Origin of the sequence: Paraburkholderia ferrariae NBRC 106233 (assembly GCF_000685035.1) — a bacterium.
GTDB classification, from domain to species: domain Bacteria; phylum Pseudomonadota; class Gammaproteobacteria; order Burkholderiales; family Burkholderiaceae; genus Paraburkholderia; species Paraburkholderia ferrariae.
This window is the reverse complement of sequence record NZ_BAYB01000018.1, coordinates 211,523-237,892: the sequence shown is the minus strand read 5'-3', so window position 1 is coordinate 237,892 and position 26,370 is coordinate 211,523. Positions and strand designations below refer to the sequence as shown.

The 26,370-nt window shown below is 68.3% G+C and carries 18 protein-coding genes and 1 pseudogene; 10 read left to right on the top strand and 9 right to left on the bottom strand.

The features are described from left to right. Window positions 1-161 precede the first annotated feature (161 nt). Window positions 162-452, top strand: a pseudogene (locus BFE01S_RS43240) (alpha/beta fold hydrolase); the annotation flags it as partial. A gap of 56 nt (window positions 453-508) precedes the next feature. Here BFE01S_RS43240 and BFE01S_RS20350 read toward each other — a convergent pair. Then, window positions 509-1,129, bottom strand: a complete 621-nt coding sequence (locus tag BFE01S_RS20350; RefSeq protein ID WP_028227086.1) for a response regulator transcription factor — start codon at window positions 1,127-1,129, stop codon at window positions 509-511. 214 nt (window positions 1,130-1,343) lie between these two features. Here BFE01S_RS20350 and BFE01S_RS20345 point away from each other — a divergent pair, with 214 nt between their 5' ends. The 6 genes from BFE01S_RS20345 to BFE01S_RS20320 all read left to right on the top strand — a co-directional run bounded on the left by BFE01S_RS20345 (window position 1,344) and on the right by BFE01S_RS20320 (window position 8,270). Then, the gene (locus BFE01S_RS20345; RefSeq protein WP_028227085.1) at window positions 1,344-2,087 is read left to right on the top strand and encodes a TetR/AcrR family transcriptional regulator; all 744 of its coding nucleotides are present in this window, start codon (window positions 1,344-1,346) and stop codon (window positions 2,085-2,087) included. Further along, window positions 2,084-3,040 carry an HlyD family secretion protein gene (locus BFE01S_RS20340; protein ID WP_028227084.1) on the top strand — a complete coding sequence of 319 codons (957 nt, stop codon included), beginning with the start codon at window positions 2,084-2,086 and terminating at the stop codon, window positions 3,038-3,040. Before BFE01S_RS20345 ends, BFE01S_RS20340 begins: the two co-directional genes overlap by 4 nt. Continuing rightward, window positions 3,037-4,017, top strand: a complete 981-nt coding sequence (locus BFE01S_RS20335) for an ABC transporter ATP-binding protein (RefSeq protein ID WP_042338031.1) — start codon at window positions 3,037-3,039, stop codon at window positions 4,015-4,017. The genes BFE01S_RS20340 and BFE01S_RS20335 overlap by 4 nt, the downstream gene beginning before the upstream one ends. Beyond that, on the top strand, window positions 4,014-5,156 hold the full coding sequence (locus tag BFE01S_RS20330) for an ABC transporter permease (RefSeq protein WP_084170067.1): 1,143 nt from the start codon (window positions 4,014-4,016) through the stop codon (window positions 5,154-5,156). Before BFE01S_RS20335 ends, BFE01S_RS20330 begins: the two co-directional genes overlap by 4 nt. Before the next feature lie 11 nt (window positions 5,157-5,167). Beyond that, on the top strand, window positions 5,168-6,640 hold the full coding sequence (locus tag BFE01S_RS20325) for an efflux transporter outer membrane subunit (protein WP_028227082.1): 1,473 nt from the start codon (window positions 5,168-5,170) through the stop codon (window positions 6,638-6,640). 154 nt (window positions 6,641-6,794) lie between these two features. Beyond that, window positions 6,795-8,270, top strand: coding sequence for an amidase (locus BFE01S_RS20320; protein ID WP_042338028.1), 1,476 nt, complete (start codon window positions 6,795-6,797; stop codon window positions 8,268-8,270). 12 nt (window positions 8,271-8,282) lie between these two features. On the opposite strand, the gene BFE01S_RS20315 is transcribed toward BFE01S_RS20320, so the two are convergent. Together BFE01S_RS20315 and BFE01S_RS20310 are read right to left on the bottom strand one after the other, a co-directional pair. Beyond that, a complete protein-coding gene (locus tag BFE01S_RS20315; RefSeq protein ID WP_028227080.1) occupies window positions 8,283-12,170 on the bottom strand; it encodes a DUF748 domain-containing protein in 3,888 nt (1,295 codons plus the stop codon). 229 nt (window positions 12,171-12,399) lie between these two features. After that, the gene (locus BFE01S_RS20310; RefSeq protein WP_028227079.1) at window positions 12,400-13,860 is read right to left on the bottom strand and encodes a DUF1254 domain-containing protein; all 1,461 of its coding nucleotides are present in this window, start codon (window positions 13,858-13,860) and stop codon (window positions 12,400-12,402) included. A gap of 296 nt (window positions 13,861-14,156) precedes the next feature. Here BFE01S_RS20310 and BFE01S_RS20305 point away from each other — a divergent pair, with 296 nt between their 5' ends. Continuing rightward, entirely contained in the window at window positions 14,157-16,700 is a 2,544-nt protein-coding gene (locus BFE01S_RS20305) for a heavy metal translocating P-type ATPase (RefSeq protein WP_028227078.1), read from the top strand. Between the two features lie 575 nt (window positions 16,701-17,275). Here BFE01S_RS20305 and BFE01S_RS39435 read toward each other — a convergent pair. Continuing rightward, entirely contained in the window at window positions 17,276-19,783 is a 2,508-nt protein-coding gene (locus BFE01S_RS39435; protein WP_084170069.1) for a penicillin-binding protein 1A, read from the bottom strand. A 413-nt stretch (window positions 19,784-20,196) separates the two neighbouring features. Here BFE01S_RS39435 and BFE01S_RS20290 point away from each other — a divergent pair, with 413 nt between their 5' ends. Then, the gene (locus BFE01S_RS20290; RefSeq protein ID WP_028227076.1) at window positions 20,197-21,345 is read left to right on the top strand and encodes a porin; all 1,149 of its coding nucleotides are present in this window, start codon (window positions 20,197-20,199) and stop codon (window positions 21,343-21,345) included. A 70-nt stretch (window positions 21,346-21,415) separates the two neighbouring features. On the opposite strand, the gene BFE01S_RS20285 is transcribed toward BFE01S_RS20290, so the two are convergent. The 5 genes from BFE01S_RS20285 to BFE01S_RS20260 all read right to left on the bottom strand — a co-directional run bounded on the left by BFE01S_RS20285 (window position 21,416) and on the right by BFE01S_RS20260 (window position 25,033). Further along, window positions 21,416-21,715, bottom strand: a complete 300-nt coding sequence (locus BFE01S_RS20285; protein WP_028227075.1) for a hypothetical protein — start codon at window positions 21,713-21,715, stop codon at window positions 21,416-21,418. 133 nt (window positions 21,716-21,848) lie between these two features. Further along, the gene (locus BFE01S_RS20280) at window positions 21,849-22,463 is read right to left on the bottom strand and encodes a flavin reductase family protein (protein WP_028227074.1); all 615 of its coding nucleotides are present in this window, start codon (window positions 22,461-22,463) and stop codon (window positions 21,849-21,851) included. A 356-nt stretch (window positions 22,464-22,819) separates the two neighbouring features. After that, entirely contained in the window at window positions 22,820-22,975 is a 156-nt protein-coding gene (locus BFE01S_RS45095) for a hypothetical protein (RefSeq protein ID WP_169742653.1), read from the bottom strand. Window positions 22,976-23,162: 187 nt separating this feature from the next. Further along, window positions 23,163-24,161, bottom strand: a complete 999-nt coding sequence (locus tag BFE01S_RS41985; RefSeq protein ID WP_052420941.1) for a hypothetical protein — start codon at window positions 24,159-24,161, stop codon at window positions 23,163-23,165. Window positions 24,162-24,346: 185 nt separating this feature from the next. Then, window positions 24,347-25,033 (bottom strand): MgtC/SapB family protein, encoded by a 687-nt coding sequence (locus tag BFE01S_RS20260; RefSeq protein ID WP_028227072.1) that lies wholly within the window; start codon window positions 25,031-25,033, stop codon window positions 24,347-24,349. 202 nt (window positions 25,034-25,235) lie between these two features. On the opposite strand from BFE01S_RS20260, the gene BFE01S_RS20255 reads away from it, so the two are divergent. Continuing rightward, window positions 25,236-26,351 carry an AGE family epimerase/isomerase gene (locus BFE01S_RS20255; RefSeq protein WP_042338025.1) on the top strand — a complete coding sequence of 372 codons (1,116 nt, stop codon included), beginning with the start codon at window positions 25,236-25,238 and terminating at the stop codon, window positions 26,349-26,351. Window positions 26,352-26,370 lie beyond the last annotated feature (19 nt).

The following is a 26,370-nucleotide window of genomic DNA, read 5'->3' as shown; positions in this document are numbered from 1 at the left end:
CGAGTGCACTCCAGGTCAAGCGCTGCGTTGCCTGACATGTTGCAAAGGGTGTGGCGCCCTTTATATCGCGATCGAGCCGCGATTTCGATCACGCGGCCAGGCAATCGGCCAGAATCGGCCCGCATAGGATAGCGGTTGGCAGGCAACCCTCCCCCAGGCTCTACCCTTACGGCGGCATACCGTTCGATGCAGCAAAGCGCGCCTTGTTCGAAGGCGCCGCCGATCATCTGGAAAACCGACGATCCATCATCGACCGCAGCACCGGCGGCCGTCTACCCGCTTCGGGGGTCCAATGGAAAGCCGCGTATTCGGCGTCGAGTTCTTCACAGGAAGCGTTCGCCGGGTACTTTCAGGCGTGGGCAGACAGCGACTTCAGCGAGGAGATTGCGGGAAGACATCCGGCGAAAGTGCGGGTGGGCCAGCACGATCCCACCTTCAACGCCGCCTTGATTGGCGAAGGCCATCGAGTCCTTTGCGGGTGAGGCGGTCACCCGCGCGGGCTCACCGCCTAAGCCTGGTCGAGCAGCTTGTTGAGCGTGGCGAATTCGATCAGGGCCGCGAGCGAGGAAACGCCCAGTTTCTCGAGCACGCGCGCCTTGTAGGTGCTGACCGTTTTGTCCGAGAGCCCGAGGTGCGCCGCAATGTTCCGGTTGTTCATGCCGCGCGCGAGATACCGGAGCACTTCCACCTCGCGCGGCGAAAGACCGTCGAGCGCCACGTCGCGCCCGCCGCCGATACTGCCGGCCGGGAAGCAGTCGTAGCCCATCAGCACGGCCTTCATCACGCCGCGCAGCTCATCCATGCCGCGGATCTTGCTCACATAGCCGTTCGCGCCCACGAGACGCGTGTGATTCGCCATCGCCTGCTCGGGTTTTGCGGAGAACACGAGCACGCGGGTTTGCGGCTGTTTGGCGCGAATGCCCCGAATGACGGAAAGGCCGTCGAGCCTGGGCAGTTCCAGGTCGAGAACCACGAGGTCCGGTTGCAGCGACTGCACCATGCGCAAACCTTCCTCGCCGTCGCGGCTATCGCCGCTCAGTTCGTATTCCGCGTGCAGGACGGCGGCGAGCGTATTGAACACGATGGGGTGGGCGTCGATGACGACAATCCGCTTCTTTGTCTGATCCATTTTCCGGAATGGTGAGCGTGAAAGCCCGGGGGCCGAAGGCTTACAGCCTGACGGACAAAAGAGCGGTTTTGTATAGGATATGTCTGAATCGAGGCGGAAGATCCCTCCGGCATCGAGAGATTTGATCGATACCAAAAGAAAAGAAATCGCGAAAGCGGCAGCGTCCTCGTCATCGGGCTTTGAATTTAACTAACGCGTGAATTAGACTAGAGCGATGAATCCACGCGCCGCCACCGCCAGCCAGGCCACTACGCCGCCCGCGCGCGATCTGCCCCGGCCGCGCGGCAGACGTCGCGCCTCGGACGATCTCGCCGTACGCGAGCGGCTGCTGGCCTGCGCCACCCAGCTTTTCGCCCAGCAGGGCATCGCCGCCACCACCATGGCGCAGATCGCAGCGGCGGCGGGCGTGACATCGGCAATGGTTCACTACTACTTCACCAACCGGGAAAAGCTGCTGGACGCCGTGGTGGAAGAGCGCATCGCCCGGGCGATCGCATTCGTCTGGGCCGGCGTGCCCGGGCGCGGCGGCGAGGATGCGCACGCGCTGGTGCAGGACCTGGTTGGCCGGCTGTTCGATGTCACGGCGCGCGAGCCCTGGCTGCCGGCGCTCTGGCTGCGCGAGATCGTCAACGAAGGGGGGCTGCTGCGCGAGCGCGTGCTCGCACGCGTGCCCGTTGGGCGCTTGCAGCAGTTCGCGCAGCGCATCGGCGAAGCGCAGCGCGAAGGCAGCGTGAATCCCGCGCTCGAAGCGCCGCTGCTGTTCGTCTCGATCATCGCGCTCGTCATGCTGCCGCTCGCCACCGCGAAGGTCTGGCAAACCGCGCGCGGCTTGCCGAAGATCGAACGCGAAGCCCTGCACCGGCATGTCACCGCGCTCGTTTCCGCCGCCCTGCAGGTGCCACCTGCGCCATCCGTGCCATCCACGCCAGCCCCCAGACGCGGGAGGAACCGGCCATGAGCCGTCTGTCGATCTACGGTCCGCTCGTCGCGGCCGTCCTGGCCGCCTCCGCCTGCTCGCGTCACGAAGCGCCGGTCTGGCAGGGCTATGTCGAAGGCGAGTACGTCTATCTCTCGTCCTCGCAGTCGGGCACGCTGACGCAGCTCGACGTCCGGCGCGGCCAGAACATCGCCGCATCGGCTCCGGTGTTCGCGCTCGAAGCCGTCGACGAAACCGCCGCGCTCGACGAGGCGCGCCATCAACTCGCGGCCGCCCAGGCGCAGCTTGCCGACCTGCAGACCGGCAAGCGCCCGCCCGAGGTGCGCGTGACCCAGGCCCAGCTCGCGCAAGCCATCGCCAACGCGCGCAAGGCCGCGCTCCAGCTCACGCGCGACGAGGCGCAGTTCCGCGCGGGCGGCATTGCCCGCGCCCAGCTCGACGATTCGCGCGCGGATGCCGCATCGACCGCCGCGCAGGTCCGCGAACTGGAGAATCAGGTCACCGTTGCCAACCTGCCCGGCCGCACGGCCCAGCTCGCGGCCCAGGCGGCACAGGTGCAGGCGGCGCAGGCGGCGCTCGCGCAGGCGCAATGGAAGCTCGACCAGAAGCGCGTGAGCGCGCCGCAGGCCGGCCTCGTCTACGACACGCTCTACCGGGCAGGCGAATGGGTGCAGGCCGGCAGCCCCGTCGTGCAGATGCTGCCGCCGCAGAACGTGAAGGTGCGCTTCTTCGTGCCGGAGACCGTGGTCGGCTCGCTGGCGCCCGGCCGGCGCGTCAGCCTGCACTGCGACGGCTGCGCCGCCGACATTCCGGCCACCATCACCTGGGTATCGAACGCCGCCGAATACACCCCGCCCGTGATCTATAGCGACGAAAACCGCCAGAAGCTGGTCTTCATGATCGAGGCGCATGCTTCGCCCGAGGATGCCGTCAAGCTGCACCCGGGCCAGCCCGTGGAGGTACGGCTCCCATGAGCGCGCACGACGCCCGCGAGGAATCCGGCGCCGCGCCGTCCGCCCAGCCGGACTACGCCATCGACGTGCACAAGCTCAACAAGCACTTCGGCAGCAAGCACGTGGTGAACGACGTCTCGCTGCGCGTGGCGCGCGGCGAGATCTTCGGCTTTCTCGGGCCGAACGGCAGCGGCAAGACCACGTCGATCCGGCTGATGTGCGGGCTCCTCACGCCCGATTCGGGCTCGGGCACCTGCCTCGGCTACGACATCGTGCGCGAGAGCGCGCAGATCAAGCGCCGCGTCGGCTACATGACGCAACGGTTCTCGTACTGGGAGGACCTCACGATCCGCGAGAATCTCGACTTCGTCGCGCGCATCTATCAGATGCCGAACCGCCGCGAGGCCGTGGACCGCGCGCTCGAATCGCTCGGGCTTGCGAGCCGCGCGAGCCAGCTCACCGGCGCGCTCTCGGGCGGCTGGAAGCAGCGTCTCGCGCTGGCCGCGTGCATGCTGCACGAGCCGCAACTGCTGCTGCTCGACGAACCCACCGCGGGCGTCGATCCCACCGCGCGCCGCGACTTCTGGGAGGAACTGCACCGACTCGCGGCACGCGGCATCTCGGTGCTCGTGAGCACGCACTACATGGACGAAGCGGAGCGCTGCCACAAGCTCGCCTATATCGCCTACGGCAAGCTGCTCGCCCAGGGCACCGCCGCCGAAGTGATCGCCTCGCAGCATCTCGACACCTGGGCCATACACGGCGAGCAGCTCTCCGCGCTCTCCACCGAACTGCGCAAGACGCCCGGCGTCGATCAGACGGTGGTGTTCGGCTCCGCGCTGCACGCGAGCGGGCGCGACCATGCGGCGCTGGCCGCCGCCATTCAGCATGCCGTGGAGGGCAAGCCGCTGCGCGCAGCGCGTATCGACACGAGTCTCGAAGATGTCTTCATCTACTTGATGGGCAACGTAAAGGACAACTACGGAGCCGCATCGTGAAGCTGCGCTTCGGGTTCTCGCTCGCGCGCTGGTGGAGCGTCGTGCTCAAGGAGTTTCTGCAACTGCGGCGCGACCGCATTACGTTCGCGATGATCGTAGGCTTGCCCATCGTCCAGCTCACGCTGTTCGGCTATGCAATCAACACGGATCCCAAGCATCTGCCCACGGCAATCGTGATCGGCGAAGACAGCGTTTTCTCGCGCAGCTTCGTGGCCGGCATGAAAAACTCCGCTTATTTCGACGTCGTCGAAACGCTGCCCGACGAAGCCGCCGCGCGTCACGCCCTCGCCCGCGGCACGGTGCAGTTCGTGCTGAGCATTCCCGTGGACTTCTCGCGGCGCCTGCTGCGCGGCGAGAAGCCCTCGCTGCTGCTCGAAGCCGACGCCACCGACCCCACCGCCATCGCCAGCGCCATCGCGGCGCTGCCGGGCCTCGTCGCCCCCGTGGCCGCGAAGGATCTCACCGGACCGCTCGCGCACCTGAACGGCGGGGCCGCCGCCTTCGACGTGCAGGTCCACCGGCTCTACAACCCGGAAGGCATCACGCAATACAACGTCGTGCCGGGCCTCATGGGCGTGATTCTCACGATGACGATGGTGATGATGACGGGCCTCGCCATCACCCGCGAGCGCGAGCGCGGCACCATGGAGAACCTGCTCGCCACGCCCGTGCTGCCCGTCGAGGTCATGACCGGCAAGATCGTGCCGTACATCGCCATCGGCCTCATCCAGGCCACCATCATCGTGCTTGCCGCACGCTTCGTGTTCCACGTGCCGTTCGCGGGCAGCCTCGTCGCGCTGTATCTGTCTGCACTCCTCTTCATTGCGGCGAATCTCACGGTGGGCATTACGATCTCCTCGCTCGCGCAGAACCAGCTTCAGGCCATGCAGCTCACCGTGTTCTACTTTCTGCCGAGCCTGCTGCTCTCGGGCTTCATGTTCCCGTTCGGCGGCATGCCGCGCTGGGCGCAGTTCATCGGCAACCTGCTGCCGCTCACCTATTTCAACCGGCTCGTGCGCGGCGTCCTGCTCAAAGGCAACGGCTGGATCGACCTGTGGCCCTCCGTCTGGCCGCTCGGCGTGTTCACCCTGATCGTGATGGGCGTGGCCGTGCGCTTCTACCGGCGCACGCTCGACTGAGGGCCCCGGCGATGAAACCCCATGTTCTCGTTAGCACCGCATGCGCGCTGATACTCGCAGGCTGCACGATGGGCCCGGATTTCCACGCGCCCGCGGCGCCCGATGCCGCGTCATGGACCCGCGAAGGAACGCCCGCCGCAACGGTTCCCACCAACGCAACGAGCGGCGCGCAGACCTTCGCCACCGTGCCGAACGTACCCGATGCGTGGTGGAAGCAGTTCGGCAGTCCGGCGCTCGATCAACTGGTCGATGCCGCGCTGGCAGCAAGCCCGACGCTCGATTCCGCGCGCGCGAAGCTGATCGAAGCGCGCGAGAACTACAATGCGCAGGCCGGCGCGACGCTCTTCCCGCAGGTCGATGCCAAACTCTCCGCCACGCGCGAGAAGATCGACCTCGCCTCGTTCGGCATTACCGCCGTGCCCAATCCCGCGCCCTTTACGCTCTACGACGCGTCGATCAGCGTCTCCTATGTCTTCGACCTGTTCGGCGCGAACCGCCGCGCACTCGAAGCCACGCTCGCCCAGGTGGACTATCAGGCCTACGAACTGGCCGCCGCGCGGCTCTCGGTGGTGGGCAACGTGGTCTCGTCCGCGGTGCGGCGCGCGTCGCTGCGCCGGCAGATCGAGATCACGCAGCAGTTGATCGACGCGCAGTCGCGCCAGCTCGCGATCATGGAAGCGCGCCTCGCGGCGGGCGGCGTCGCCGATATCGACGTGCGCAGCCAGCGCACGCTGCTCGCCCAGACGCGCGCGACACTGCCGCCGCTCGAAACGCAGCTTGCGCAAACCGATCATCAGCTTGCGGTATTGCTGGGGGTGGCGCCCGCCAGCCCGCAGTTCGACGCGCAACTGGAGAGCCTCACGCTCGACGCGCTGCATCTGCCCGACACCGTCTCGCTCACCGTGCCCTCCACACTCGCGCGCGCGCGCCCCGACATTCGCGCGGCCGAAGCGGTGCTGCACCAGGCAAGCGCGAACGTGGGCGTGGCCACCGCGAATCTCTACCCGCAGATCACGCTCTCGGCCAGCATCGGGTCCGAGCGCACGCGCGTGGAAGACGTGGTGAACGGGCTCAACATCTGGAACTTCGGCCTCGGGCTCACGCAGCCGGTCTTCCACGGCGGCGAACTGCGCGCGAAGAAGCGGGCTTCCGAAGCCGCCTGGGACGCCGCCTTCGCCGACTACCGCCAGACCGTGCTGCAGGCGTTGCAGCAGGTGGCCGACACGCTGCGCGCACTCGAAAACGATGCGCTCGAACTGCAATCGCGCGACGCCGCCCACCGGGAGGCCGAGGCGAGCGCAACGGTCGCGCTCGCGCGCTACGAGGCGGGCGGCGTGAGCGAATTCAGCCTGATCGACACGCAGCGCCAGGCGCTCCAGACCTCGCTCGACCGCACGCTTGCCGAAGCGAACCGCCTCGCCGATACGGCCGCGCTCTACCAGGCGCTGGGCGGCGCGGCCTTGCCCGCGCAGACGGCGCAGTAACAGGCGCAGTGACAGGCAGACCGCCGGCGGCCATGGGAAACCCGTGGCAACCGGATGTGCCTGAGACAACCGTTCGTTTCCTTTCGCCGCGCGCGGGCGTGCGCGACAATGAGCGTTCGCATCCTGCATCCGTCCCCTTCCCCAAGAGCTGCGTATGAACCAGGCATCGCCGACTCCCGCCCCGCTGTCGCCCCACGATATCGTGATGGCCGACGCACTCGAACTGTCCCAGTGGATCCGCCTTCGCAAGGTGTCGTGCCGCGAGGTAATGAGTGCCTTCCTCGATCACATCGAACGCGTGAACACCCCCGCCAACGCCATCGTCTCGCTGCGCGAGCGCGACGCGCTGCTGCACGAAGCCGGCGAACGCGATGCGGAACTCGCGCGCGGCGAGTACCGGGGCTGGCTGCACGGCATACCGCAGGCGCCGAAGGACCTCGCGGCCACGGCGGGCCTCGCCTCCACCCAGGGCTCCCCGCTGTTCCGCGACGAAATCCCGAAAGCCGACAGCCTCATGGCCGCACGCGTGCGCGCGCAAGGGGCGATCTTCATCGGCAAGACCAACACGCCGGAGTTCGGCCTCGGCTCGCACACGTACAACACGGTGTTCGGCACGACGCTCAATGCCTACGATCCCGCGCGCAGCGCGGGCGGCAGCAGCGGCGGCACGGCCGTGGCGCTCGCGCTGCGCATGCTGCCCGTGGCGGACGGCAGCGACATGATGGGGTCGCTGCGCAACCCGGCCGGATGGAACAACGTGTTCGGCTTTCGCCCCTCGCAAGGGCGCGTGCCTTCGGTACCGGCGCCCGAGCTCTTCTATCACCAGCTCGGCTACGCGGGCCCGATGGGCCGCAGCGTGGCCGACATGGCCATGCTGCTCGCCGTGCAGGCCGGCTACGACCCGCGCGCGCCGCTCTCGATCGCGCAGGACCCCGCCGTGTTCCGCGGCCCGCTCGCCCGCGATTTCGGCGGTACGCGCATGGGCTGGCTGGGCAACTATGACGGCTATCTGCCGATGGAAGACGGCGTGCTCGCCCTGTGCGAAACGGCGCTCAAGGATTTCGAAGCAGTGGGCTGCCGCGTGGAGGCCACGCGCCCCGACTTTGCGCTGGAGAACCTCTGGCAGTCGTGGATCACGCTGCGCCACTTCTCCTGCGCGGGCACGCTGGGCGCGCTTTACCGCGACCCTGCGAAGCGCGCGTTGCTCAAGCCCGAGGCCGTATGGGAAGTGGAAGGCGGCCTGCGCCTGTCGGGCGAGGACGTGTGGCACGCGTCGGTGCTGCGCAGCCAGTGGTACAACGCGCTGCTCGCGCTCTTCGAGCACTACGACTTTCTCGTGCTGCCGAGCGCGCAGATTTTCCCGTTCGATGCGCGCGAGCATTGGCCGAAATCCATCGCGGGCAAGACCATGGACACCTATCACCGCTGGATGGAAGTGGTGATCGGCGCGAGCCTCGCGGGCCTGCCCGTGGTCAGCGTGCCGGCCGGTTTCAACGCGCAGGGCCTGCCGATGGGCATGCAGGTGATCGGCAAGCCGCTCGCGGACTTCTCCGTGCTGCAGCTTGCCCACGCCTACGACCAGGCCACGCGCTGGGTGCAGCGGCGCCTGCCGCCCGCGCTGGCCGCGTGATGCTTCGCCGGGCTACTTGAGCCCGAAATCGACGCGCGTGGTCGCGCCCTTGTCGTCGATGCCCTTCGCGTCGAGCTTCGGCGCCACCACGAACACGCGGCTCGGATCGACCTTGCCCTGGAAGTACTGCTGCACCGCCTGGGCCCGCTGCTGGGCGAGGTCGCGCAGGGTCGCGTCGGTGATCGGCGCGTGTTCCGCGAGCGCCTGCTTCATGTCGTCGTCGGGCAGCGTCTTCGTAAGGCCGATCATGTTGCGCGGCTTCTTGAAGTCCGCCGACTTGTAGGCCCTGGTGAGGTACTTGTCGTACTCCTTGTCGTCCACCTTCACCTGCGAGGTGTCCACGCTCTCGCCGTTGCCCACGGTGTCCTTCACCTTCTGCGCGCGCACGAGGTGATCCACGTACTGCTCGCGCAGCGCGGGCGTGTCCACGGCCGGGTCCACGCGGCCGATCAGGTCGATCTTGATCGAGGGCTTGTCGTCCAGCGCCTTCGCAATGGTGTCGAGCTTCTTTTCGTCCGCGTCGGTGAGCGTGGCCGTGCCCGGTGCGAACTCCACGTAGCCCAGTTCCTCGCCTCCCCCGCCGAACGCATTCGCGAGCAGCGAGAACGGCGCCGTCACGGCCTTCGCGATGAGGTTGAGCACCGCCTTCCAGATCAGGCCGCCCAGGCTGAACTCGGGATTCGAGAGCGAGCCCGACACCGGAATGTTCACGTCGATCTCGCCGCGCCGGTTCTTGAGCAGCGAAATCGCGAGGCGTACCGGCAGTTTCGTCGCCGTGTCGTTGTCCACGTGATCGCCGAAGGTGAGCTGGTCGATGAAGATGTGGTTGTTCGCGCTGAGCTGGTCGTTGGCGAGCTGGTAGTGCAGATCGACGTTGAGCTTGCCCTTCGTGATCGGATAGCCCGCGTACTTCGTGGAGTACGGCGTGAGGTTCGTGAGCTCGATGCCGTGCGCCGAAGCGGTGAGGTCGAGCGAGGGTTTTTCGATGAGCGGATTCACCGTGCCCTTGATCGAGATCGGGCCATTGCCCGACAGGTTCGCCGACACGTCCACCGGCGCGGGCGTGGTCGATTGCGTGCCGAACGCACCCACCGTGCCCTCGATCTGCACGAGGTCGGCCGTGTAGTTCGGCTTGATGAAGTTGTCCGTGTAGTTCACGCGGCCGCCCTGCAGCACGAGCTGGCCGAAGTGCAGCCGCACCGGGCTCTTCGGCGGCTGCGCCGCCGTGACCGTGGCAGGCGCCGATGCGCGTGCGGCCGCCGAGGCGGTTGGCGTGGCCGAAGTTGACGCCGAAGTTGCCGAACTTGACGCCGCAGTTGCCGCCTCAGTTGCCGAACTTGCCATCGCCTCGCTCGCGGACTGCGGAGAAAGCGGCACCGGCTCGCGGCCGCCGCGCGCCTCGGCGCCAGTGTCGCGCGTGAGCGACTGGGCTTCGCCCGTCTGGTGCGCCACCACGTCCTTGAGGTTCAGCTTGCCCTGCGCGTCGAGCAGCACGCGCCCGTAGAAGCCGGCGAAGGTCACGCGGCTCGCATCGACGTCGGTGCCGTGCGCCTCGTCGTAGCTCGCGTGCAGGTTCGTGAGGGCCAGCGAGCGCCAGCCCGCGAACGGGTCGGACGTGGCCTTGTCGAGCATGCGCACGTCCACCACGGCCGCATCGCCGCGATAGCTCGCCTTCAGCGCCTTGCCCTGCTCGAGCGCGAGCTGGCCCTTCATGTTGAGCAGCGCGCTCGCGATCACCGCGTTTAGCTGGCTGCCGAAGTACGGCTCGAAAGCGGCGGCGTCCAGCCGGTTCGCGTCGATCGTAAGCCTTGCTTTCAGCGGCGTGGGGTTCACGTCGCCGTTCAGCGCGAGCGTGCCCTTGCGGTTGAGCGTCGCCTTCAGGTCGATCGGCAGCGCGTGGCCCAGGTCGTCGCTGATCTGCTGCACCTTGAGGTCGAGCGGCGCGATCGCGAGCTTCACGGGGTGCGGCGTGCTGCTGTCGGTGAAGTTGATCGTTCCGCCGTTCACGTTGAATGCGTCGATCTTGTAGTGCCAGGCCGGCCCCTCCTGAACCGACTTCTGCGCCGCGTGAATGGCCGTGCGCTCCTGCGCGGCCTCGTGCTTGCCCGCGAGCTGCACGAGGTCGATGCTGCCGTCCTTGCGGCGCTCGGCGTCCACGGCGAGCCCCGTGAGATCGACCGACGCGATCTGCGCCGTGCGCGCCGCGAGATCGACCTGGTTCACCTTGACCACGCCGTGCGCGAGCGTGACGACCGGCGCCTTCGCGCCGCGCGCCGCCACCTTGAGCGTGTCGAGATTCAGCGTGGTCGCGCCCACCCGCACCGCGGCCGGCGACTTGCCCCAGTCGGCGCTGAGCTGCGCATCGAGGCCCACCTTGCCGTCCACGACCTGCGCGGCGCTCAGGTTGTCGAGATACGGCTGCAGCGGCACGAGCGCCACGTTCTGAAGCTGGACTTTCGCGTCGGCGGTTTTCGCGACCATGCCGAACGAGCCCGAGGCCTTGACCGTGCCGCCGCTGTTCGCGGTCATGCCGAAGGTGTATTGGGCCGGCGATTTCGCCGTCGTCGAGAAGTTCGCGAGCGTGGTGCCGATGTCGCCGAGCACCATGTCCACGGGGCGCGGCGGCGTTTCGTCGTGCACGTGCACGGTGCCGCCGTTGATCGCGAACTGGCGAATCGAGAGGTCGAGCGGCGCGGGCTTTGCCTCGGCCGCGGCCTGCGCTTCGCCGCCGGAGGCTGCGGGAGGCGCCGCTACCGCCGCTACCGCCGCACCGCTCGCACCACTCGCGGCGTTCGCGGCGTTTGCGGCGCCCTGACCCGCCGTTGCCGGCTGTTGCGTGCCCGCCAGCTTTTCGACGCTCAGCACGCCGCTCTTGTCGCGCGACACCCAGACCTCGGGTGCGTCGAGCCGGATCTCGTCGAAGTGATACGCATTGCTGAACGGTTCGAGCGAGGCCGCCGCCACGTGCAGGCTGCGCGCGCCGAAGAGCGGCGCATTGGCCGCATCGGCGGTGTCGATGTCGTTCAGGTCGGCGGTGCCCGACACGCGCAGTTCGGGCTTGTCGCCCGACATCACGAAGTCGAGCTTGAGGTCCGTCGAAAGCTTGCCGCTCTTCACCTGCACCGGCAGCTTCGTGGGCGCGTAGGTCAGCAGGCGCGGCACGTCGAGCGCGTCGAGCTTGAGCGCCACTTCGGATTCGCGCGACGCCGCGAACGGCTTGGTCTTGCCGTCGATGGCGATCGTGCTCGTGCCGTCGATGCGCGCGCGCAGCAGCGGCTGGACGAAGATGTCGGTCTTCGAAGGCAGCGTGGCGATGAACGGGATGCCGAGCGTCCAGCGGTCGATCACGTGCTTTTCGTTGAGCAGGCGATCGTCGAACGTGATCTGCCCGTTCTCGACGCGGATGTTCGAGATCGAGAACGGCGTGGGTTTGCTGCCGGGCTGCGAGGGCTTCGAGAACTTTTCGATGAGGTCGGAGAAGTTGAAGCGCTGCGCATCGAGCCGCACGATGGTGATGCGCGGCGAATCGAGCCGCACTTCATCGACGATGGGAGCGAAGCGGAAGATCGACGACCACGAAGGCTGCACGACGAGGCGCTCTACGTCGAAGAAGTCGCCGTTGCCGCCGCGCTCGCCGATATGCACGCGGTCGGCCTCGAGCCGCAGCGTGTACGGGTTGAGCCCGATGCGGCCGATCGTGACGGGACGCTCGAGCTGCTTGCTCAGTTGCTGGGCGGCGAAGTAGCGGATAAGAGGCGGCGCGGCGAAGAAGCCGAGCAGCCCGAATACGACGAGGAAGATCAGCACACCGGCCAGGATGTGCCGGGTGCGGGGCGCGCGCGCCACGGCGCGAACCGATTGCAGGGAAGAATTCAGCGACGCTTTGTTGAGGCTTGCCATGCTCGCTAGCAAATGACGCGGCGACTGCCAGCCGCGGGTAGTGGGACTGGGATGACGGTCGTCGTTCCCGACAGCGGGAAGTATAGGCCCGATGGCGGAGAGCACGGCGGTAAAACGCCGCCGGGCGAGCGCCGGCGGCGGTGGAGAACGCAAGATGAACGGAGGCGCGGGCACGCCGCCCGGGTCATGCCCGACTACTTGTCCGGACTACTGCGCGACTACTGTCCGACTACTGCCGCTCGACCGCCGGCGGCTGCCAGCTGCCGTCCACGGCGGCCGGCTTCGGCGCGTAGAGCCGCAGCACGAGGCGGAAGTCGCCCTGCGGCGCCGGCACCCAGTTCGTGCCGCCGCGCGGACGGTCGGCCGAAACGTGCACGTCGAGCGAGCCGTCGCGATTGCGCCGCGCGCCGGTGCGGTCGCCGAACGCCACGCGCACGGGGCCGCCATCGTCGAGCGCGCCATCGCGCGTATAGGCCGTGATCGACCAGAAGCCGCGCACCGGCGGCAGTTGCTGCGCGGCAAAGTGGATCACGTAACGGTTCGCGCCGTTGAGCGCGTGGCCGTCGCTGTCCTGGGTCACGCGGGCGCGCACTTCGTCCGAAGCCGTTGCGAGGCCGGGCTGCGTATAGGCCGTGTATGCGCGCAGCGCATAGTCGGGGCCGTAGTTGCCCGCGTCGTCGCCCACCCAGAGCCAGCCGTTGCCGGCCAGCAGGTTCGGGGGCGGCGCGGCCACCCGCGCACGGCCGTCGGCGTAGCCCGCCGCAATCCCGTCCGTCGCGTTGGCCGGAAGCTCCACGGCGTCGCCCGGGTGCACGCCGATATCGGCGAGGATCTTCAGGGCGTGGGGATCGTCGGGGACCGGCGGGTTGTCTTCCAGCGCCTGCGAGAGCCGGCCGAAGAAGCCGTTCGCGTCGAGCGCGGCCACCTGCTGGGCCGGCGTGCCGGGTGCGACCGGATCGCCGCTCTGGCTCGCCCCTGCCGAGGACGCGTCGCTGCCGTGACCGCCCTGGTCGGCCCAGGTCGAGAGCGTCGCAACGCGAATCCCGCGCTGGAGCTTGCGCACGGCCGCGAGATCGCCGCCGCGCGTTTCGATGCGCGCGAGGAACCAGACATAGCGCGTGGACACGTCCACGCGCTGCACGTGCGCAGGCAGGGTGCCCTTCCAACCGGCGGGCACGAACGCAATCGTTTGCGCCTTGACGCCGCCCGCGTGTGCAGCGGCCTTCGTACCGGGCCTGGCGACCGTGTCCGCGCCGGACTGCGCGCTCGTGGACCAGACCACGTTCGTCCACATGTCGAGCGCGCGCGCATCCAGATAGCGGCCGTGCGAGTCGGGCAGGCTCACGAGCACCGGCTCGCTGGAGAGGTCGAGCCAGCCCGACGAGCCGAGCGTGTCGAGGTTCGGTTCGGACGGACTGGACGCGCCCACGGGCGGCAGCGACTGCGCATTGCGCAGCGTATTGGGCTGCGACTGGCCGGGCGCGCTGCCGGTGGCGGCTTCGCGCGAAACGTCCATCAGAACGAGCGGAAAGCCGAAGACATAGGAATCGGAAACTTCGTCCTTCACCCAGCCGGAGCCGGCGCTCTTCGGCGCGGCGCCCGGCGGAGACGCGCAGGCGGCGAGAAAAGCGAGCCCGGCAAGCGCCAGGCCGGTGCGGGAATACGGGTACTCTCGACGTTTTTTTGTCATTTGTTAGATCTTGTAGGCGAAGCGGGCGGTCCGGAAAGTAGCGTCGCGACCGGCGCCCGACGCTGCGCGCGGCCCCCCCGGGCCGTGGAATTCGCGCTGCGTGCTGACAATGCCGGCGGATCGTATCGTATCGCTCGCGCCATGGCGTGAAAAGCGGTATGAACGGAATTCTGTGTTCCAGGGGCGGGCCGATGCGCGACGGCTGGAGGCATCGCTCCAGAATATCGACCTTGACCTTCCCATCATGGGAACGTAGATACTGCCTGACATCGAATCTGTTTTGCGTGCCGGCCACCATGAACGAACCCCTTCTCGACGAACGCAGCGACACCCGTGTCGCCGAATTCGAAATCCACGGCATGACCTGCGCCGCCTGCGCGACGCGCGTCGAAAAAGCGCTCGCCCGGGTGCCGGGCGTGGCGCGCGCCAGCGTCAACCTGGCCACGGAAAAGGCCACCGTCGAGACGGGCAGCGGCGTTGCGCCCGAGGTACTCGTCGGCGCCGTCGAAAAGGCCGGCTATGAAGCCGTGCCGGTGGCCACGCAAACCGCGTCGTTCGCCATCGGCGGGATGACCTGCGCGTCGTGTGCGAATCGCGTCGAGAAAGCCCTCGCGCGCGTGCCCGGCGTGGCCGGCGCCACGGTCAATCTCGCCACGGAGCAAGCCACGGTCAACTTGCGCGCGCCGCTCACGGGCGACCTCTCCGACCAGATCGTGGCCGCCGTGACGAAGGCGGGCTACGAAGCCACGCCGCTCGCGGGCGACGAACCCTCGGGCTACGCGCTCGATACCGCCGCGTCGGGCGAGGGTGGCGGCACGCCCGCAGCCGCCGGACCGTCGAGCCGGGAGGCTGCCGCCGCCCGCACCGCGCGCCGCGAATGGCACGCCGTCCTGATCTCGGCGGTGCTCGCGGCGCCCCTCGTGCTGCCCATGCTCGGTCACGCCGCCGGCATCCCCTGGATGCTGCCCGCCGTCGCGCAACTCGCGCTCGCATCGGTGGTCCAGTTCGTCTTCGGTGCGCGCTTCTACCGCGCCGCCTGGAAAGCCGTCCGCGCCGGCGCCGGCAACATGGACCTGCTCGTCGCGCTGGGCACCTCGGCGGCCTGGGGCGTGAGCGTCTACGCGATGCTCGCGCATCCCGGCGACGCCGCGCACCTGTACTTCGAAGCCTCGGCGGTCGTCATTACGCTCGTGCGCTTCGGCAAGTGGCTCGAAGCGCGCGCGAAGCGCCAGACCACCGACGCCATCCGCGCCCTCAATGCCTTGCGCCCCGATCGCGCGCGCCTGCGCGAGCACGGCGTCGAGCGCGAGGTGCCGCTTTCCGCCGTGCGCGTGGCGAGCATCGTAGCCGTGCGGCCGGGCGAGCGCCTGCCGGTGGACGGCGTGGTGCTGGAAGGCCGCAGCCATATCGACGAATCGCTCATCACGGGCGAGAGCCTGCCGGTGCCGAAAGCGCCCGGCGACCCGGTGACGGCCGGCTCGATCAACGGCGAAGGCGCACTGGCCGTGCGCACCACGGCCATCGGCGCGGAGACCACGCTCGCGCGCATCATTCGCCTCGTCGAAAGCGCGCAGGCCGAGAAGGCGCCGATCCAGCGCCTCGTGGACCGCGTGAGCGCCGTGTTCGTGCCCGCCATCCTCGTGATCGCGGCCATGACGCTCGGCGGCTGGCTGCTCTCGGGCGCGTCTGCCGAAACGGCCATCCTCAACGCCGTGGCCGTGCTCGTGATCGCCTGCCCTTGCGCGCTCGGCCTCGCGACCCCGGCCGCCATCATGGCGGGCACGGGCGCCGCCGCGCGCCAGGGGGTGCTCATCAAGGACGCCGAAGCACTCGAGACCGCGCACAGCGTGAGCGTCGTGGCCTTCGACAAGACCGGCACGCTCACGCTCGGCAAGCCTTCGCTCACGGCGTTCGAAACGGTGGACGAGACAACGGACGAAGCCGCGGGCGGCATCGCGCGCGCGCAAGCCCTCTCGCTCGCCGCCGCCGTGCAGCAGCACAGCGACCATCCGCTCGCGAAGGCGGTGATCGAAGCCTTCGAAGCCGAGGCCAACGGCGCACTCGTGCCTCGCGCCGAACATGCGCGCGCTGTGCCTGGGCGCGGCGTGGAGGCCGAAGTGAACGGCCGGCGCTACGCGATCGGCAGCGGCCGCTGGCTCGACGAACTCGGGCTCGACGTGCCGCCCGCCCTCGCGGCGCGCGCGAGGGCGCTGGAGCAGGCCGGCAATACCCTCTCCTGGCTTACCGCCGCGCCGCAGGGCGCCGCGCCCGAAGCCGTGCTCGCGCTGCTCGCCTTCGGCGACACGCTCAAGCCCACCGCGCGCGCCGCCATCGACCGCCTGAAGGCCATGGGCGTGCGCAGCGTGCTCGTGACGGGCGACAACGCCGGCAGCGCGGCGGCGGTCGCGGCGCAGCTCGGCATCGACGAAGTCCACGCGCACGTGCTCCCCGACGACAAGGCCGCGACGATCCGCGACCTCAAGATCCGCACGGGCGGCATCGTGGCGATGACGGGCGACGGCATCAACGACGCCCCCGCGCTCGCCGCCGCCGACATCGGCATCGCCATGGCCACCGGCACCGACGTCGCCATGCACGCCGCCGGCATCACGCTCATGCGCGGCGACCCGCTGCTCGTCGCGGCCGCCATCGACATTTCGCGGCGCACGTGGCGCAAGATCCAGCAGAACCTGTTCTGGGCGTTCTTCTACAACCTGATCGGGATTCCGCTCGCGGCCTTCGGTTTGCTCAACCCGATGCTCGCGGGCGCCGCCATGGCGTTCTCCAGCGTGAGCGTGGTCACGAACGCCCTGCTCCTGCGCACCTGGCGCGGCAAGTGAACTGAAGCACGCCGGCCGCCCCGGCAATGCCTCATGTGCATCGTCTGTGGGGCTTTCCTTGTGCTTCAAACACTTAGCTTCGATGTCCCAAGGTTGCCCACAGGCCTGTGAACAAAAACTGGGGATAAAACGGCCGCGCGGTGCCGGTTCGCTGCCGCTTGCGATGCTTCAGGACGACTTGTTTTTTGCGTCAAGGACTTAGCTTCGCTGTCCCAAGGTTGCCCACAAGGCTTTCCACTAAATCTGGGGATAAGCCTGCCCGGCCGCTGCTCAAGCGTTGCCTAATCGTTGCGGCATCCGATGCATCAGGACGACTTGCTTTTCGCGTCAAGGACTTAGCTTCGCTGTCCCAAAGTTGCCCACAAGGCTTTCCACGAAAAGTGGGGATAACTATGAAATCCGGGCGGGCCGACGTTTGGCACACCGCATGGCCCCGCACGCGGCCACATTGCTGAGCAGTGCCGAGCAAATGCACAGGATGCCTGCGCACTGCCTTCGCACTCCGATAGCGGCGAGCCCTCGCACCCCACGCAGCACGGCGCGCCCCTGCTACCCGCAGAAAGCGCGCCGCCGCCTCATTGCCCTTGCTGCTGCAGCGGCGGCGTGTACTGTGCGCCCGGGCCGCCCGACTCGGGGCCGCTGTCGTCGGGCGTCGGCGTCGGCGCGAGCGCCGGCTCCTGAGCCGGGAACGGCGACGTGGCAGCAGGCTCGCTCGCCGGGCCGATGATCGGCGGCACGCCCAGTTCGCGCGGCTGCGAAGCCGCCGGCGGTACCGATGCTGCCGACGCCGCCGAAACACCCGAACCCGCCGCCGCAGCGGATGCCCCGGACGCCGCCGCTTCGGAAGCCGGCTTCGGCACCGCACGCGGCGCCGGCGCGCGCCGGACCGGCGCGGCAGGCGTCTCGACCTTCGGCTGCGTCCCGAAGAGCGTCTCGATCCACGCACGCAGCTTCTCGCGGAAGGTTTCGAACGCACCCGGCGTAACCTCGGTATCGAAGCGCGCGCGCGGATCCACGATGCGTGCCCGCAGCGCACGCTGGAAGAAGTCGCCGACGATCGGCAACGCACTGCGTGCGCCCTGCCCCCAGTAGTCGTCGAGCGTCACGCGGCCATCGTCGAAGCCGACCCATGCGCCCGCAACGAGTTGCGGGTCCATGAGGATGAACCAGCCGTCCGTATTGCCCTGCGTGGTGCCGGTCTTGCCGGCCACGTCGGCGCGGATGCCGAAGCGCGTGCGGATGCTCGAACCCGTGCCGCGATTCACCACGTCGCGCATCACGTCGATCAACGTGCGGTCGGCGGATTCGGAAAGCGCGCGCTCGGGCGAGGCGCTCGGGAACGCCGCGAGCACGTCGCCCTTGCTGTCCTCGATGCGCGTGACCATGCGCGGCTCCAGGTACTCGCCGTCGTTGGCGATCGTGCTGTACGCCGAGACCATTTCCTTGAGCGTCACCGGGCTCGTGCCGAGCGCGAGCGAAGGCACCGGGTCGAGCTCGCTGTCGCGCACGCCCATCGCACGCGCAAGACGCGCCACCTTGTCCGGGCCGACCTGTTCCATCAGTTGCGCCGTAATGCGGTTGCGCGAGTAGGCAATCGCGTCGCGCAGCGTCATCGGCTTGTTGCTGGGCGGCACGTCGTCGTCCGGGCGCCAGATTTCGCCGCCCGCCAGCGGGATTTCCACGGGCTGGTCGATAAAGGTGTCGGTCGGTTTCGCGCCGGCGGCAAAGGCCGCGCCGTACACGAAGGGCTTGAACGTCGAGCCCGGCTGGCGACGGGCCTGCTGAACGTGGTCGTACGGCTCGTCCGCGAAATCGCGGCTGCCCACCCACGCCTTGATCTGCCCGTTGCGCGGGTCGATCGCGAGGAAGCCCGCCTGGACTTCCGTCTTGTTCTTGCACAGCGCGCGCATGAAGGTGCGGTCCGAGGCGAGCTGCTTGAGCGCGTCGTCGTCGCTCGCGCCCGCGTCGCGCGCGCTCTTGTAGTCCGGCGTTTCGCGCATGAAGGTGCGGAAAAGATCGTTGGCCGGCGTGCAGCCCTTGCCGTTCCACGCGCCGTTCGCGATGGCCTGCAACTGGTTCGCGTGCTGCGCGAGCGCGGCGGTCGCCATGGCCTGCAGGCGCGAATCGATCGTAGTGCGAACGATCAGGCCATCCGAATAGATGTTGTAGTCGTTGCGGTCCGCCCACGCGATCAGCCACTTGCGCAACTGCTGCGCGAAGTGCGGCGCGGGGCCCGGCGGCTCGGTCTGGCGCGCGAAGTCGAGACGCAGCGGCTTCTTCGAAAGCACCGCGTACTGCGCCGGTGTGAGCTTGCCGTACTTCACCATCTGCGAGAGCACGGTATTGCGCCGGGCGAGCGCGCGCTCCGGATTGATCACGGGGTTGTAGTAGGCGTTGCCCTTGAGCATGCCCGTGAGCGTGGCGCTCTGCAGCACGTCGAGCTGATCGGCCGATACGCCGAAGTAGGTGCGCGCCGCCATCTCGATGCCATACGCGTTGTACAGGAACGGCACCGTGTTCAGATAGGTTTCGAGAATCTGCTGCTTGCTGTAGACAGATTCGATCTTGAGCGCCGTGATCGCTTCCTTGAGCTTGCGCGTGAGCGTGGGCGCGCGGCCGATCTCGTCGGGATAGAGATTGCGCGCAAGTTGCTGCGTGATGGTCGAGCCGCCCTGGCGGTCGCCCGAAAAGGTGTGCAGCGCGGCGCCCGCGGTGCGCTTGAAGTCGATGCCGTGATGCTCGTAGAAACGGTGGTCCTCGGTCGAAATGAGCGCATCGACCATGTGCGGCGACACTTCGTTGAGCGGCACCCATTCGCGGTTCGAGGGCTTGAACTCGGCGAGCAGCTTGCCGTCGGCCGAGAGGATCTGCGCGGGCTCGTCCACGCGCGCCTTGCGGATGTCGCCGATGCTCGGCGTGAACGGGATCAGCACCAGCACGTAGAGCACGAAGAGCGCCGGCACGGCCGCGACGGCATAGAGCACGCCGCGCCGCGTGGGATGCCGCAGATGGTGGAGCGCCTTCGCGGCAAGCGGGGCAAGCCTCGCGCGGGCTGCCGCGAAGAGAGGCTGGAGACGGGCCATGCCGGCCTGGAAGCCGGGCTTCAGGCGAGCGGACCATTTGGCGAACTGATCGCGGACGAACGACACGTAACGCTTCACGCGGGCAAAGGATGGGCTGGAAAAGCGTGCATCGTATCAAAAATCGCCCTGCGCGCCGGTACTTGCCTGCGCGCCACGATTATTCTGCGCTCCGCAATAACTGCCGCGGCGCAGTGGTTCACGGCACGCTCGAAGGGCCGTTCTCACCGTCGAATATGACACCACGATGAAATGTTTCTTCCAGATTCAGGAAGGATCTTGTCCAGTCAGCCCGGCTTTTCCGGCGGCGCTTAATTCTTACACTCCTGACGCTGTTTTCAACCGCTACGGCATCACTCAGGAGTCCATTCGTGAAGAACAAGAATTCGTCCACCCCAAGGTCCGCCACGACGGCCATGGCGGCTTTTACCACCGTCGCATCCCTCGCCGCCTTCGCGCCCGCCGCTCACGCTCAAAGCTCGGTCACGCTGTATGGCCTGATCGACGCCGGCATCTCGTACACGAACAACGTGGCGAGCGGCAAGTCGGGCGGCGCGCTCTGGCAGGCCACGAGCGGCGAGGTCAACGGCAGCCGCTTCGGCATGCGCGGCAGCGAAGACCTGGGCGGCGGCCTGCATGCGGTCTTCGTGCTGGAGAACGGCTTCAACGTGCAGAACGGCAAGCTCGGTCAGGACAGCCGAATGTTCGGCCGCCAGGCCTATGTCGGGCTCGCGCAGGACCAGTTCGGCTCACTCACGCTCGGCCGCCAGTACGACGATCTCGTCGATTTCGTCTCGCCGCTCTCGGCCACGGCCGGCACCTTCGGCGACACCGGCTTCGCGCATCCGTTCGACAACGACAACCTCAACCACTCGCTGCGCATCAACAACGCGCTCAAGTACACGAGCAACGCCTATAGCGGCCTGAAATTCGGCGCCATGTACGCGTTCTCGAACCAGACGGACTTCGGCACGAACCGCGCCTACAGCTTCGGTGCGAGCTACAACACCGGCCCGCTCGCCCTGGCCGCCGGCTATCTGCAACTGAACAACACGCAAGGCGCGACTGCGAGCAGCCCGGGCGCCGTCGATCTCGCGGAATCGACAGCGAACGGCAAGGGCGGCTTCGCACTGGGCGCCGATCGCCTGCGCTCGTTCGGCGGCGGCCTGAACTACACGTTCGGCCCGGCCACGGCGGGCTTCGTGTTCACGCGCAGCGAATACGCGGGATCGACGGCCTTCGGCTCCCACGGCGGCGACGTGAGCTTCAACAACTACGAAGTGAACGGCAAGTACCAGCTCACGCCGGCCTGGATTCTCGGCCTCGCGTACACGTACACGGACGGCCACGTCGGCGAAAGCACGACCTATGGCGCCGATCCGAAGTGGCAGCAGGTGGACGTGCAGGCGGTGTACCGGCTCTCGAAGCGCACCGACCTCTATGCCGAAGCGATGTACCAGCACGCGAGCGGGCACAACTACGTGGCGTTCATCAACACGGCGGGCGGTGCTTCGACGACGGCGAACCAGGTCGTGAGCACGGTGGGCATGCGCGCGCGCTTCTAGGAAAGCGGCTCTAGGGAAGCGGCGTCGGCTTGCATGGCGCGCGGGGCCGCAGCGGACCGCGCGCGCCGCGTCAGACGACGAGGGAAAGGACGATCGCGCACCACACCGCGCACGCGCCGCACAGAAAGATGCGGCGCGCGAGGCGCATGCGCGATTCGTCTTCGGGGGTGGTCATGGGCGACGTGGCGAGAAACGGCACGCTGGCGAGGCACGCGAAACCCGCCAGCGCGACCACTACGACGACACGCTCGCCGAAGCGCCAGGGCGAGGGCTCGTGCAGCCCCCAGTAGCCGAGAAAGAGCATGCCCATCGAAAACATCGTCGCGGCGGCCGAACTGAGCGCCACTACCGATCCCGCTGGAAATTGCATGTGCGTCGTCTCCCGATGCGCCTCGCGCGAAGTCGGGCCATTATCGGCGCGCGGCGCCTGGCGAAGCAACCTTGCGAGCAACGTCACTGGGCAACCTCGTCAGGCAACCTCGCGGAGGCGGCCGCGCCGCGGCTCAGGCCGGCGGCCGGATCATCTGGAACATCTCGCCGATCTGCGCGTAATCGGCACGGTAGCCCGCGCGCATGACGGGCTGCGCAGCGTGCGTGTCGAACAGGCCGTCCTTGAGGAACGCCTCGTCGATATGCACGCCCACCACCTGGCCGAGCGCGAGCCAGTTGTCCATCGGCGTGCCGTCGAGCGTGGCAAGCCGCACCACCTGCAACAGGCGGCATTCGAGCGCGGCAGGCGACTCGCCCACGTGCGGCACGTTCACGTTGCGGCCCGGCGCCGGCGTGAGCCCCGCGAGCGCGAATTCATCGACATCGGCGGCAACGGGCGCCGACGTGCGGTTCATCTGCTGCGCGAGCGGCTTCGAGGCGAGATTCCAGACGAACTCGCCGGTCGCCTCGATGTTGGCGATGCTGTCCTTGCGGCCCTCGCTGCAGAAACCGATGATCGGCGGGAAGGAGGCGAATGCGCCGAAGAAGCTGTAGGGCGCGAGATTCAGGCAGCCGTCGGCGGCCCGGGTGGAGATCCAGCCGATCAGGCGCGGCGCGACGATCGCCTTGAACGGATCGTGCGGCAGGCCGTGGCCGGTGGCGGGATCGTAGAAATAAGTGCTCGGCATGACGAAACTTTGCTTGGGGCAAGCTGCGGGAAGGGGCTAGCACTATGACACGGCCGCCGGCGGTTTGCCGAGGTGGCCGCCGGGCCCGATTTGTCCACAGATTGTGTTGAGAGAGTTGTGGACAAGCTGCGCACATCCCGCCCAAGGCGCTGATGCACAACGGCTTTTTACTGCGCCGGGCGATTTGTGCAGCACGAGGCCTGCCCTTGTGGCCTTTGTCGGCCAGATCCCAATGCAACAAGGCCGGCTCCCGTTGGGGAGCCGGCCTTGTCTGGCTGGCATATCAGGCACTACCAGGCACGACGCGCGGGATAGCGCGGCGGGCGGCGCATGCCGCCTCGCGCTACGCGCGCTGCTTAGTCGCGCGGCAGGCCGAACGGCATGTAGTGCGAGCGGCGCACGCGTTCCGCTTCGCGATGACGTGCCTTGTACGAGTAATCGGCATCCATCGGCAGATACGGCGACGCGAAGAGATCGTTCGCCTTTTGAATCAGTGCAAGGATAAAGCTCATGGCGACTCCCGGTTAGTTGGATGATCAGGGTTTTCCCTAGGACAAGTGCATTATAGGGTTTTCCCTAGTCGATGACTAGTGCGGCGCAGCAAAAAAACTGCGGCACCCCGTCACATCGGGATACATGTCGATGATGCGTTGCATCAAAGCAACGCATCGCCGGTTTTGATACAGGGACAAAACGGGCTCAGTGACCCCGGGCCTGGCTGGCAGGCCGCGCGTGGTGGGCGTGCGCGGCGGCATGCCGGGCAGGATGCGCAGGCGCCGCGCGAACGGCCGCGGCCTGCAAAGCGGGTGCAGGCGGGGGCGCCGCCACCGGCTGCGCAGCAAGCCGCGCCAGTGCGCCGGCAAGCGCCGCCTGCTGGTCCTGCATCATCTGCGCGAGGTGCTGCTGCTGGGCCCTCGTCTCAGACGCCAGTCGCACCAGCGCGACCGTCTGGACAATGCCGGTCGCCACCGTTACCAGCAGTGCGCCCGCCGCTGCCGCGAGGGTCCACTTCATGCGGCGCGACAGTTCGGCCGCCGCCCGGCCCTGATCCGCGATCCTGCCGTGCAGCGCGTCCACGGCCTGGGCCAGCGCATGCGTGCGGGCGCTTTCGGGTTCGGGAGGCAGCGCAGGCGCGATCTGCGGCCCGGTATCGGCGATTTCAGCCGCGGCGGCAGGCGGCGCGCCCGGACCGTCGTCTGGCTTGATGTCGTTCGCCGCCGTGCTCTCCGGTGCTTGCAGCGCGGGTTCTCCCAATGCCGCCGCCAGCGTTGCCGCTTTCGTCCGCGTGCTACGGCGCGGCGCAACCGCCGTCGGCGCTGGCCGGACCTCTGTCGCGACCTCGGCGTCCGGTGCGGCAGTTGCCACTAACGGCTGAGCCGGCTCAGCCTCGGCAGGCGCCACCACCGGCTGTTGAGCCGGAACCGCACTCAGCGCTTCCCGAGCCCGCCGGGCATCGGGCGCCCGGACCAGCGGAGTGGCCGTATAAGCGGGGTCGTCGCCGAACAGGTCGAAGGTGCTCTCGTCGCGCGTCGGCTCGGCCGGTTGCGCGCCCGGCGGCTCCGCCGCCTGCGCACGCGTGTTTTCGGTATCGGTGGGAATGGCGGCAGCGGCGGAAGCCCGTCGCTTCGGTGGTGCACCGCGCGCTACACGCGCAGTGCTGGGGAAGGTGGGGTCTGCGTTGTCTGCGATATCAGCCATGTGTGCTTATACCTGCCATGAGGATCGAGGCGTCCTGCGCCGCGCGCGGCGGGTCCAGCCGCGGCGCGGCGTCTTCGTGCGATGGATTCGAGTCTGCATTGTCGCATGGGGGTGCGAACCCACCGGGGCCGAACACCGGCCACTTTCGGGCCGAATTCAACGCTCGGGCGCCGCGCCCGCGTGCCTCAGCCCGGCGCGCCTTCCTCGCGAAACTCCCTCACGGCCGGCAGTTGCCGCAGCGCCGAGCAGATCGCCTCGTACTCCATCGTGGAGACGCGGCTCAGCGTGATCATCACGACGTCGAGTTCGGCCGAATCGTCGCTCTGCTGGACGACGAACTGCTTCACGCGCGCGCTCGACGTGCCGAGCGCATCGTGCAGCGAATGGAACGTGAGGGCGCCGCGCTCGACGGTCAGCGAAAGCTGCCGGCGCTGCCGGAAGGTGATGAAGCGGCGCTCCAGCGGCTTGATGCCCGCGAGAATGATGAGAATGATGATGGTCGCCGCAATGGCCGCCGTGTACATGCCGCCGCCCACGGCAAGGCCGACGGCCGCCACCGACCACAGGCTCGCGGCCGTGGTGAGGCCGCGCACGATCTCGCCGCGCAGCAGGATCGAGCCGGCGCCGAGAAAGCCGATGCCCGAGACGACCTGCGCGGCCATCCGCGAGGGGTCGAGTACGACGTGGTCGTTCGAGAGCACGTCGGCAAACCCGAACGCCGAAACGATCATGATGAGCGTGGAGCCCACGCAGACGAGCATGTGGGTGCGCAGGCCGGCGGCCCACGAGAGCCGTTCGCGCTCGAAGCCGATCACACTGCCGAGCGCGGCGGCCAGAACCAGCCGCGAGATGAGTTCGAGATTGGTGATCATGGGGGGTGACGCTCCTTTTTTGGTATGGACGGCCTGCGCCCGTTCAGAGCCGCCCTGTCGATATCCGTGCCCGCATGCGCCGGTCCCGGCCAAGGCCGGCCCAGGCGCGGTCCGCGCCCATTCGCGGCGCCGTCCTGCGCCGATGCGGCGCCTCCTCCAGACTGGCAGCGCGGCGTACAATCGCCGTCTTCGCCTACCTTTCATGCCGCCCGGCGCGGCGCGCTCCATCATGCCAGCACTCGCCAGCGCAGGACTGCGCGACCACTTCGACCGCATCGTACTGCCGCTGTGGCGCGGCCCGGGCTTCAACGCCGCCCTGCGCCTGCCCTATGAGGCGATGGAAGCCGGCGGCGCCGCGCCCCTGCCGGCCGTGCGCTATCGCGCGATGGCCTGCGCCCGCCAGCTATTCGTTTTCTCCCGGGCCGGCGACGCGGCGCATGCCCACACGCTGTTCGAAACGCTGCAGCACTACTTTCGGGACGGCGCGCGCGGCGGTTGGTTCTTCAGCGTCGATCCGCAGGGCGCGCCGCTCGACACCACCAAGGACCTCTATACCCACGCCTTCGTGGTGTTCGCGTGTTCGGCGTATGGTGCGCGCTTCGGCGTGAGCGCGGCACTGGACCTCGCGCGCAGCACCTCGGCGCTGATCGTCGATCGCTTTGCCGCCGGTAGCGGGCTCTTCAACGCGGCGCTGGATGCCTCGTTCGCCCAGGTCGCGGGCACGCCCATCCAGAATCCGCTGATGCACCTCACCGAAGCCTGGCTCGCCGCCCGCGAGGCCACCGGCGACGCCGCCTTCGATAGCGCGATCACACAGCTCGTCGAAGCGATCTCGCGGACCTTCCTGCACGCGCCCACGGGCTGCATTGCCGAACTGCCCGTCGGCGCGGCCGGCAACCGGCTGGAGCCGGGGCATCAGTTCGAATGGTTCTGGCTGGTGTCGTGCGCGGCGGGGCGCCTCGGCGCTTCGGGGCTCGACGAGGCGCTCGCGCGCGCGTTCCCGTTCGCCGTGCGCCATGGGGTGGACCCGGAGACGGGCGCCGTGGCGGCCGCGCTCGACGAAGCAGGACGGGTGATCGACGCAACCCAGCGCATCTGGGCGCAAACGGAATACCTGCGCGCGATCGCGACGCACGGCGATGCCGCGGTGGGCGCCACGCTGCCGGGGCAGATCGAGCGGTTTGCGGCGCGCTTCCTCACGCCGCAGGGCTGGGTGGAATGCCGCAGCGCCGCGGGCGACGTGGCCCGCGCGGACATGCCGTCCACCACGCCTTATCACCTGCTCACGGCCTATACTGCGCTGCCGCGCGGCCAATAAAGGCAAAGAGGGCGCCCGC

What these genes read in the sequence shown, in the direction of transcription:
- BFE01S_RS20350 (WP_028227086.1), bottom strand. Translation starts at nt 1,129, where the DNA reads ATGGATCAGACAAAGAAGCGGATTGTCGTCATCGACGCCCACCCCATC.
- BFE01S_RS20345 (WP_028227085.1), top strand. Translation starts at nt 1,344, where the DNA reads ATGAATCCACGCGCCGCCACCGCCAGCCAGGCCACTACGCCGCCCGCG.
- BFE01S_RS20340 (WP_028227084.1), top strand. Translation starts at nt 2,084, where the DNA reads ATGAGCCGTCTGTCGATCTACGGTCCGCTCGTCGCGGCCGTCCTGGCC.
- BFE01S_RS20335 (WP_042338031.1), top strand. Translation starts at nt 3,037, where the DNA reads ATGAGCGCGCACGACGCCCGCGAGGAATCCGGCGCCGCGCCGTCCGCC.
- BFE01S_RS20325 (WP_028227082.1), top strand. Translation starts at nt 5,168, where the DNA reads ATGAAACCCCATGTTCTCGTTAGCACCGCATGCGCGCTGATACTCGCA.
- BFE01S_RS20320 (WP_042338028.1), top strand. Translation starts at nt 6,795, where the DNA reads ATGAACCAGGCATCGCCGACTCCCGCCCCGCTGTCGCCCCACGATATC.
- BFE01S_RS20315 (WP_028227080.1), bottom strand. Translation starts at nt 12,170, where the DNA reads ATGGCAAGCCTCAACAAAGCGTCGCTGAATTCTTCCCTGCAATCGGTT.
- BFE01S_RS20310 (WP_028227079.1), bottom strand. Translation starts at nt 13,860, where the DNA reads ATGACAAAAAAACGTCGAGAGTACCCGTATTCCCGCACCGGCCTGGCG.
- BFE01S_RS20305 (WP_028227078.1), top strand. Translation starts at nt 14,157, where the DNA reads ATGAACGAACCCCTTCTCGACGAACGCAGCGACACCCGTGTCGCCGAA.
- BFE01S_RS39435 (WP_084170069.1), bottom strand. Translation starts at nt 19,783, where the DNA reads ATGGCCCGTCTCCAGCCTCTCTTCGCGGCAGCCCGCGCGAGGCTTGCC.
- BFE01S_RS20290 (WP_028227076.1), top strand. Translation starts at nt 20,197, where the DNA reads ATGGCGGCTTTTACCACCGTCGCATCCCTCGCCGCCTTCGCGCCCGCC.
- BFE01S_RS20285 (WP_028227075.1), bottom strand. Translation starts at nt 21,715, where the DNA reads ATGCAATTTCCAGCGGGATCGGTAGTGGCGCTCAGTTCGGCCGCCGCG.
- BFE01S_RS20280 (WP_028227074.1), bottom strand. Translation starts at nt 22,463, where the DNA reads ATGCCGAGCACTTATTTCTACGATCCCGCCACCGGCCACGGCCTGCCG.
- BFE01S_RS45095 (WP_169742653.1), bottom strand. Translation starts at nt 22,975, where the DNA reads ATGAGCTTTATCCTTGCACTGATTCAAAAGGCGAACGATCTCTTCGCG.
- BFE01S_RS41985 (WP_052420941.1), bottom strand. Translation starts at nt 24,161, where the DNA reads ATGGCTGATATCGCAGACAACGCAGACCCCACCTTCCCCAGCACTGCG.
- BFE01S_RS20260 (WP_028227072.1), bottom strand. Translation starts at nt 25,033, where the DNA reads ATGATCACCAATCTCGAACTCATCTCGCGGCTGGTTCTGGCCGCCGCG.
- BFE01S_RS20255 (WP_042338025.1), top strand. Translation starts at nt 25,236, where the DNA reads ATGCCGCCCGGCGCGGCGCGCTCCATCATGCCAGCACTCGCCAGCGCA.